Source organism: uncultured Bacteroides sp., from assembly GCF_905207245.1.
Classification (GTDB): Bacteria; Bacteroidota; Bacteroidia; order Bacteroidales; family Bacteroidaceae; genus Bacteroides.
Genome location: NZ_CAJLKP010000041.1, coordinates 45,648 through 52,350 on the forward strand (window position 1 = coordinate 45,648; position 6,703 = coordinate 52,350).

A 6,703-nucleotide genomic window follows, 5' to 3' on the forward strand; every position below is an offset into this window, starting at 1 on the left:
TAGCTACGAGCTACAAGTTGCTGCGCTATGTGTATAGAAGGTATAGCGCAGCCAACTCGTAGCTAGTAGCTAGTAGCTTGTCACTACTTTTACCACCACTGTAAACCGACTCCCCTTCCCCTGCTCCGACCACAGTTCAATCCTTCCCTGCAGTTTCTCCATAATCACTTGACAGATAGAAAGTCCCAGACCGGTACCTTGCGAAAATTCATCTTGCTTATAAAACCGGTTGAAAATCATTTTCTGCTCGGCATGCGGAATGCCACAACCCGTGTCTTCCACATAAATCGCCACTTCCGAAGTCTCGGGCAAATAGCGGTATCCCAGTTTGATATACCCCGAAGCAGTAAATTTAGAAGCATTATTCAGAAAGTTCGTAAGCACTTGCACCAGACGCCCCTTATCCACATTTATCTTTGCCGGTATCGTATCCTGCTCTTTAATGAATTCCAGGCGTTCCGGTATCAGCACCTGATGAGTCTGAAAAATTTCATCTACCAGTTCCGTCACCTCGCATGGCATAAATTCAAAGGTCATGTACCCCGATTCGAGTCGCGAAAGTTCCAGAATATCATTGATCAATGTCAACAACAAGTCACTGTTTCTATTGATAGTCTTGATATATTCACAACGTTCATCCGGTTCCAAATCTTCATCGGCCGCCAGAATATTAGAAAAACCGACAATCGCATTCAACGGTGTGCGAATCTCATGACTCATATTTGCCAGGAACGACTGCTTCAGCTCTGCCTTTTCGGCCAGCAAGCGTGCCTCTTCCAACTCCTGTTCATGGTCTTTAATATCCTGTATGTTCAGCAGCAATCCGGCGGCTTTATATCCTCCATCCGGTAATGCAATGGTCTTGTAGCGGAACTCCCACCACTGATACCCTTTTCCGTTAAAATCGCAACGCACCTGCACCGCCACTTTACGAATCATAGATATTTTCCTCCAGTTTTCCCGCACCTCATCCCAATGCTCCGGATGAATAAAATTAATCAGTTTCTCAAATGTAAGTACCTTCGATCTCATCCCCTGTGATTGCCAGAAGTCACTCTCGAAAATGAAATAATCATTTTCCAACTTCCATGCATACGTATCGCTCCCCTCAATGGCAAGCGCCAGCGTCTCCTTCTCATCTTCCAGTGCATTGAGAGCTTTCTTTTTTCTCCCCTGCTCCCGCCGATAAAGAAAAAACAACAAGACAAACAACGTAAGTAGCAAAACTACAACCGAAAAGACAATCCCTCCCCACAATAAAGGATGATTTTTGCTGAACGGGATATGGATAATGGAGTACTTCCCAGGAATATCCGCTTTTGAAAGTCCTCTTTGCACCATCACATCCCAGTCTACCACATATTCTTTAGCACTATTTGCCACAGGCATATCCAAAGGTTTCTCACCACGCAAAATCCGGACAGCCGCACCCACCATCTCCCCCACTTGTATAGAAAGAGTAGTGATATAGCCGCCCAATAGTTTTTCGCCATAGCCAAACCCTTCATTGATAGCCGTCAGACTGGGACTGGAACAAATATTACCGATATTGACAGTTGTGAAATCCCTTTTCAATTGAAGATAACACCTGTCTCTCGTATATTGGCTCAAACTCCACAAAAGTCCGGCATCCGAATTATTTTCCTTGACGCGGATAGCAATCCCCGCAAAATAGGTATAGTTCTCATCCTTCACAAATTCCCTCCACTCCCTGGTGTTCAATTCTTTAAAATTCATGAATCCTTTCACCTTTGTGCCTTCCAACTGTTCACGGGCATCCTGTCTTATCTGTTTATCCAGATAAGTGGTATCAATGAGGGTAAAAAGATGCATCTTCTTCCCGAACAGTTCTTTCACAACCTCAATATTCGCCCTGAAATCTATTTTATCACGAAATCCGGTCACGTTGGGATATTGCTTTATAAGCGGCCAGTTGGGATAATTCACTCCGCCGAACACAATAGATACCTCTTTTACCAGCGGATGCCCACACTTCAATAGCGAATAGGTTGCCTGATCTTCATTGACCAGTATGACCTCCGGCTTCCAGTCTTTGGAAACCTCGTCCAGTAAAGAATACATCCGCAGAAGCTCCTCCTTTTCCTGATAAGCTTCACAGTCCAGATATACCGTACGAATATCCGCATCAACTCCTCTCTTCCGGAAAGACCCGGCAATCATTTCATTGAAATCAGGATAAGCAGCATAGGTTTCTTCGTAGGAGTGCACAACCAACACTTTTCCAACTTCTTTCTCCGAGCAACCACTCAGAAAAAAGCAAGACAGTGCTAACAAGAAGAGTAATATAGAATTTGTTTTACTCATACAGCATAGTAATTCATGGTACGTGTTATTAAAGTAAAGCAAAGGTAAATCAAAACATTGGAACGACAAAGACGAACACAAAAAAAGCTGCTTGAATTTTTCAAGCAGCTCCTTCTTAGCAATTTATATCAAAAAGATTATTAACGTTCGCCCAGTTTCACATCTACAAAGAAGATGCCCGTAGCACCAGCTTTCTTAATCATATCAACGATACCCGATGCAGTAGCTTCCTCTTCTACCTGTTCGCGGACAAATCCCCACAGAAAATCCTGAGTTGCTTTATCTTTTTCAGCAGCAGCCACATCCACCAGTTTATCAATCATTTCAGATACACGACGTTCGTGTTTGTAGACCTGTTCAAATACTTCCAGCGGAGTACCGAAATCATTAGGAACTACATCCAGCTTATCAACTTTGGCTTTACCACCACGCTTGATTACATAATCGGCCAGCGCACAAGCATGTTCATTTTCTTCCGCCCATTGTTTCTTCAACCAATGTGCCATGCCACAAAAACCTTCTTTCTCCATATAGAAAGACATAGCCAAATACATGTTAGCCGACCACATTTCAGCCGTAATCTGCTCGTTAATTGCATTCTGTAATTTTTCAGTAATCATAATCGTATTTTTTAATTAATTTGAAATCATTACAAAAGTAACAATGACACACATACTTTGTTCATCTGATAACATTTTTTATATAAAATATCCCGGATTCGCTGGTGCTTCCCGCAGAATGTTTGCTGCATTGAAACAGGGACACTCTTTGACCCACTCTTCCGGCTCAATCTCACCGTTATGGTTCAGGTCGGGACTAAGGTCGCGATGCCCCACTATCCTGCTGCCGGGATAATCCTGCAATAGCAGTATGACCAACACGCGAAGGGAATGTTTCTGAAAATCAGTTCTTGTATCGGCAGGACGCCCATTCGCATCCAGTCCGCCTTCATAACAAATCCCGATGCTGCTTGCATTGTGACCTTTCGCATGCGCTCCGGGCTTTTCAACAGGACGGAGGCTTTTAATATCTCCGTTCTTCCTTATATAAAAATGGTAGCCTGCGCCGGAGAAGCCCCGGCACAGGTGATCAGTGGTTAAGTCAAATTCCGTATAACAACGGTCAGCGCGGGTGGCGCTGCAATGAATGACGAATAAATCAATGTTTCGCATGACTATGAATTTATCAGCGAATGCCCGTCATGGCATGTGCACTCAGCACGCCAACCAAAGCAGAAGCCACAGCAATAATTACTTTCAAAATCTTGTCCCAAGTCGTTTTTTTCATAATGAAGAGAGTTTAATTATTAATTTTTAAATATCAATTATTAATTGGCTGCGCAGCCTTTAATTTTTAATTCTTTAATTTTTAATTTCTAACGCCTCCGGCGTTAGAGCCTATCCCAACGGGTCCCCTTCAAGTCCTCCTTCTCCCTCGGAGCCACTGCCTCCGGACGAGCTGCCTCCTTCCTTATCGTCCGGCTTCTCCAATGCAAACGTCACATTGGCCGGGCTTCTCGTAGTAGCCGTCGTCCCGTTCACCAGGCGTAGCTCCTTGTCCGGAACAAAGCGGATATTCACCCGTTTGATATTCCTCACGGTGCAATCATCCGATTTCACCACTCCCGGACAACGGAAAGTCATGTGAAACGTCCCCAATTGGTTCAATTTCACCTTGTCCCCATTGGCAAGATTCATCTGGATTTCCTCCACCATAGCCTCGATGACGTGTTTCACATCACCCTTGGTCATAGCACAATTCTTCTGGATACTGGCGGCCAGTGTATCAATATCCACCGTGCCGCACGTGCGTGGTTTCTGACGAAGATAAAACAACATTTGCGAGTTCTTATCACTCACGATTTTTCTACGCTTAAAGCGTTCTACAAGTACGTCCATAAAAAATAAGGTTTAGGTTAAAAAACATTCTGTAATGCTTATCATTAAGCACTTCACAAAGATACAACATCCAGAGGCAAAAGTCAAGTATTTCGCCATTTATTTACTTCAAAAACGACAATTATTTTCATCTATCATTCACTTCGCATTCCTCATCATCCATTCCAGTGGCGGCACATATTCCCCTATCTTCGTCATGCTGGCATTGTGTCCGAAATACACATCTCCCGTCTCCCCGTTGCGATGCTTCGCCACAATCACCATTCCCAGTCCCTCCGAAGGATACTTACTCTTACGCTCTGTCGGTATTCCATAAAAAGCCGGACGGTAGAGCAACATCACGAGGTCCGCATCCTGCTCTATCGCCCCGCTTTCGCGCAAATCGCTCAGTGCAGGCCGGTGGTCGCCCCGCCCCTCACACTCACGGTTCAACTGGCAGAGCAGAACCACCGGAATACCCAATTCCTTCGCCATCAATTTCGCCTTGCGGCTTGCCTCCGCCACTTCCTGTTCGCGGTTCCGGTTCTTTTGCCCGGAAGCCATTTCACAAAGTTGCAGATAGTCGATAATGATGCAGTCGCAGCGACCTTTGCCTTTCAGCAACCGCGCCGACGAACGAATATGCTCCATCCCCATCTTCGGATTGTCATCCACATAGATGGGCAGGCGTGCCAGTTCACGGGCAGTTTCCAAAGCCTGTTGCTGCTCATCGGCAGTCATCAGCCCCGTACGCATGTGGCTGGCATTGATGTCGGCAGAAACGGCTGTTATCCAGCGGTCGCCCAGTTGCTCTCCCTGCATTTCGAGGCTATAGACCACCACATACTTGCCCGCGCGACCTGCCGTAAGAGCCAGATGCAAGCCAAAGGCCGTTTTACCTATCGACGGACGGGCGGCAATGATTATCAGCTCTCCCGGTTGCCAGCCCGCCGTCAGTCGGTCCAGCTCCGCGAGTCCTGTGGGAATGCCCGTAATGCCGTTCCGGTTGTTTGCCACACGGGCATCCATTAGCTTCAGGGTGTCCAGCATCAGCCGGTCCATGTCGCGCAGGTAATCGGCAAAGGCCGCCTCACCTTCCAGATGGTCGGCAAGGTTATGCAATTCCACCAGTGTGTCGGCTATGTCTATCGTCTCGTCCGAGGCGGCGGCCAGCAATCGGTGCATGCCGATGATAGCCTCCCGCCGCACGTACATCCCACGCAGGATACCGGCATGCTGCTCCAAATGGGCGGAAGAAGCCACGCGCGAAGTCAGTTGCGTCAGTCGGAACGGTCCGCCCACGGTTTCCAGTTTGCCACGGGCGGCAAGTTCATTCTTTGCGGTGATGATGTCAATGGACCGGCCCGTGTGATACATAGCCAGCAGGGCGGAGAATATCTCGCAATTGTTCTGTTCGTAGAACATTTCGGCGCGGAGCTTGTCGGCCACGAGCGCCATGGCTGCCGTTTCCAGCAGGCAGGCGCCGAGGACGACTTCTTCCAGGTCGGCATCGTGGGGATTCAGAATTTCAGCCATAGTTCTTTTTCATTTTCAATTCGTAAAATCTTCATTAAAGATTTTGAGATCCAGATATTTGGCCGCACTCCGGCAATAACGCACGTCGTTCAGACTGTAATAGTAGTCTTCTATGCGCTCAAGGGCAAGTTCCCGCTCACGGGTAGAAAGCTTTTTCCACAACTTCCTAACCAACGCCTTGCTCTCTATGCGTATGTGCGTCACTTCGCCATACTTGTCAATAAACCGTTCAAAGACTTCATCTACCTTCTTCTCTTCCCTCTTTTTTTCACCGGAATTACCCGTCCAGGCATCATAGCCCGGAATGCGGATATGACTGGGGCAACTCCCCGGTACTTTTTCTATAAGTCCGCCGGCAATGCAGCGCTCAAAGAAGCGTCGGACATGTCCTCTCCTCCATCCCAGAATGTCCGCCCAACCCATAAAAGAGATAACGGATTCACCCCGGGCACAGGTCACTTCCACCCCATTACACCACGCCACCTTTGTCTTGTAATTCACGTGGGTCAACACTCTCAGAAACGCCTCTTCATCACCATTTGCCGCACCCTGCTTTTCACACATACTCATCAGCAACGCCCTTGAAACCATGACGTAGCCTACACGTAACCAATTATTTTCCATTATCAGATAAACTCTACAAATTAACACTTTTTTCTGCGCCATATCCCTGACACCGTTTGCGCCACCCCTTTCCACTGATATTCAATGAAACGCAAGTACCTTTGCGCCACGCTTGTGCCAGCAAATGGACATAACATAATTAAATTAGAAGAAATGGGGTTGACTAAAAAGCTCCCCCTCGAAAAAAAGTTCTCTCTATCCACTGATATGAGAGAACTTTTATGTATATTTAGGCTACCAAACGCATAAAATATACTTAGTCAAAGATATGCAAAAAGTTCAATTTTAAAAACCGCAAAACGTTCTGCATCGCTTCTACAAATCAATTTGCAGGACTTTTG

At 46.5% G+C, this 6,703-nt stretch carries 7 protein-coding genes; all 7 read right to left on the minus strand.

Features of this window, described 5'->3' with window-relative positions; translation table 11 throughout:
- Positions 1-69 precede the first annotated feature (69 nt).
- On the minus strand, positions 70-2,325 hold the full coding sequence (locus QZ135_RS13475) for a HAMP domain-containing sensor histidine kinase (RefSeq protein WP_294610081.1): 2,256 nt from the start codon (positions 2,323-2,325) through the stop codon (positions 70-72).
- A 140-nt stretch (positions 2,326-2,465) separates the two neighbouring features.
- On the minus strand, positions 2,466-2,945 hold the full coding sequence (locus QZ135_RS13480) for a ferritin (RefSeq protein ID WP_294610084.1): 480 nt from the start codon (positions 2,943-2,945) through the stop codon (positions 2,466-2,468).
- Between the two features lie 78 nt (positions 2,946-3,023).
- On the minus strand, positions 3,024-3,497 hold the full coding sequence (locus QZ135_RS13485) for an N-acetylmuramoyl-L-alanine amidase (RefSeq protein ID WP_294610087.1): 474 nt from the start codon (positions 3,495-3,497) through the stop codon (positions 3,024-3,026).
- 13 nt (positions 3,498-3,510) lie between these two features.
- Positions 3,511-3,612, minus strand: a complete 102-nt coding sequence (locus tag QZ135_RS13490; protein ID WP_294610090.1) for a smalltalk protein — start codon at positions 3,610-3,612, stop codon at positions 3,511-3,513.
- Positions 3,613-3,722: 110 nt separating this feature from the next.
- A complete protein-coding gene (locus QZ135_RS13495) occupies positions 3,723-4,223 on the minus strand; it encodes an HU family DNA-binding protein (RefSeq protein ID WP_294610093.1) in 501 nt (166 codons plus the stop codon).
- 138 nt (positions 4,224-4,361) lie between these two features.
- Positions 4,362-5,738, minus strand: coding sequence for a replicative DNA helicase (gene dnaB, locus QZ135_RS13500; protein WP_294610096.1), 1,377 nt, complete (start codon positions 5,736-5,738; stop codon positions 4,362-4,364).
- Positions 5,739-5,753: 15 nt separating this feature from the next.
- Positions 5,754-6,404, minus strand: a complete 651-nt coding sequence (locus tag QZ135_RS13505; protein ID WP_294610099.1) for a hypothetical protein — start codon at positions 6,402-6,404, stop codon at positions 5,754-5,756.
- Between the last annotated feature and the right edge of the window lie 299 nt (positions 6,405-6,703).

Bases quoted from the DNA above. Each gene is read 5' to 3' on its own strand.
- QZ135_RS13495 (WP_294610093.1), bottom strand. From the start codon at position 4,223: ATGGACGTACTTGTAGAACGCTTTAAGCGTAGAAAAATCGTGAGTGAT.
- QZ135_RS13490 (WP_294610090.1), bottom strand. From the start codon at position 3,612: ATGAAAAAAACGACTTGGGACAAGATTTTGAAAGTAATTATTGCTGTG.
- QZ135_RS13475 (WP_294610081.1), bottom strand. From the start codon at position 2,325: ATGAGTAAAACAAATTCTATATTACTCTTCTTGTTAGCACTGTCTTGC.
- QZ135_RS13485 (WP_294610087.1), bottom strand. From the start codon at position 3,497: ATGCGAAACATTGATTTATTCGTCATTCATTGCAGCGCCACCCGCGCT.
- QZ135_RS13505 (WP_294610099.1), bottom strand. From the start codon at position 6,404: ATGGCGCAGAAAAAAGTGTTAATTTGTAGAGTTTATCTGATAATGGAA.
- dnaB (WP_294610096.1), bottom strand. From the start codon at position 5,738: ATGGCTGAAATTCTGAATCCCCACGATGCCGACCTGGAAGAAGTCGTC.
- QZ135_RS13480 (WP_294610084.1), bottom strand. From the start codon at position 2,945: ATGATTACTGAAAAATTACAGAATGCAATTAACGAGCAGATTACGGCT.